This window comes from Gryllotalpicola sp. CP2-P1 (genome assembly GCF_057512245.1).
This window is the reverse complement of sequence record NZ_JBLRDT010000329.1, coordinates 1-1,926: the sequence shown is the minus strand read 5'-3', so window position 1 is coordinate 1,926 and position 1,926 is coordinate 1. Positions and strand designations below refer to the sequence as shown.

2 protein-coding genes are annotated in these 1,926 nt (G+C 72.2%); both read right to left on the bottom strand.

The genetic code is table 11. The annotated features are described in order from the left end of the window. Positions 1-913: YihY/virulence factor BrkB family protein (locus ACM2XV_RS14870; RefSeq protein WP_487027498.1), on the bottom strand; the 913-nt coding region annotated here is incomplete at its 3' end. Positions 914-953: 40 nt separating this feature from the next. Continuing rightward, the coding region (locus ACM2XV_RS14865; protein ID WP_487027497.1) for a S1C family serine protease at positions 954-1,926 on the bottom strand (973 nt) is incomplete at its 5' end.

Genomic DNA, 1,926 nt, shown 5'->3' with positions numbered 1-1,926 from the left:
TCTCGATCCGCCGGTCGTCGCGCAGCGGCAGCCGAACCCGCCGCGTGGCGTCCTCTCCGGCTCGCAGCTCGCGCACGCGCTCGAGCTCGACGTCGAACGCCGCACCGAAGAGCAGCATGAGGTTCATCAGCCACAGCCAGACGAGGAACACGACGAAGCCCGCCAGCGTGCCGTACTCGCGATGGAAGGTCGAGAAGTGGGTGACGTAGAGCACGAAGCACGCGGATGCCGCGGCCATCAGCACGAGCGCGGTGACGCCGCCCGTGGTCATCCACCTCAGCCGCGGCTGCCTGATGTTCGGCGTGCCCCAATAGAGCAGCACGATCACCACCACCATCGCGGCCGCGGCGATCACCCATCGCGCCACGGCCCACACGGCGAACGCCGCGTCGCCGAGGCTCGCGATGCCCGCCGGCCCGAGGATCGGGCCTGAGAAGAGCAGCACGAAGAGCACGAGCGCGGTCAGGGTGACCACGGCGAGCGTGATGGCGAGCTGCACCAGCCGGTACTTCCAATAGCGCCGCCCCTCCTGCACGCCGTAGAGCCGGTTCAGGGCGCCGCTGAAGGCGGCGACGTAGCGCGAGGCGGTCCAGATCGCGACGACGAGCGCGGCGGCCGTTCCGACTCCGATCCCGGCGCCGGAGCCGCCGACGCTCGCGAGGTGCTCGATGGTCGAGCGCAGCGGCGCGACAAGCTCGCGCGGTGCCACGCGGCGCACCACCGCCAGCAGTTCGTCAGCGGTGCGCTCGCCCCGCCCGACGAGCCCGAAGATGCCGAACACCGCGAGCAGCGCCGGGAACACCGACAGCACGCTGAAGAACGCCAGCGTGGCGGAGATGTCGACGACGCGCTCGACCAGCAGGACATGGAGGGCGCGGCGCAGCGCATAGCGCCACGCAGACGGCTGCGACATGTGCTCTCGGTACCCGCGCGCGGGGCCGCGGATGCGCCCGCTACTGCTCTCCGAGCGTGAGTGTCGTCGTGTGCCGGTCGCCGTCGCGCACGTACTCGACCTCGACACGGTCGCCGGGGCTGAGCGCCGTCACGAGCGCCGTGAGCACCGAGAGGTCGGATGCCGCGTGCCCGTGCAGCCGGGTGATGATGTCGCCGACCCGCAGCCCGGCGTCGTCCGCAGGGCCGCCCGAGGTGATCGCCTGCACGAACAGCCCCACGGTCTGGCCGCTCTGCGAGGTCACGGGCGCGGCCTGCAGCCCGAAGTACGCGTAGCCGATCGGGTCGCCCGCGATGATCTGCCGCGCGACGTGCCCTGCGAGGTTCGCGGGCACCGCGAAGCCGATCCCGACGCTGCCGCCGCCCGCCTGCCCCGCCTCGTTGGGCACGGTCGCGATCGCCGTGTTCACGCCGACGAGGTGCCCGGCGCAGTCGACCAGGGCGCCGCCCGAGTTGCCGGGGTTGATCGCCGCGTCGGTCTGGATCGCCCCGACGAGAACGGTCGTCTGGCCGCCGTCGCTCGGCACCGGCACGTTCCGGTCGAGGGCGCTCACGATACCGGTCGTCACGGTGCTCGACAGGCCGAGCGGTGCGCCGAGCGCGACCACCGGCTGACCGACGACCACATGGTCGGAGTCCGCGAAGTCGATCGGCCTGAGCCCCGGGCGCTTGTCGACCTTGAGCACGGCGAGGTCGCTGCGGGGGTCGCGGCCGGTCAGCTCGGCGGGCTCGGTCGTCCCGTCTGAGAAGGTGACCGTGATGCTGCCGCCGCTCGCGGCCGGAGAGATCACGTGGTTGTTCGTGACGATGTAGCCGTCGGCGCGGATCACCTCGCCGCTGCCGACGCCGCTCTCGCCCGAGGCGGCGCGCACCGACACCGTCACGACCGACGGCAGCACGGTGCTCGCGATGTGCACGGAGTCGCAGACCGTCGCCGTGCCGGTCGCGCGCGCGACCGTCGGGTTCTTGTGCAGC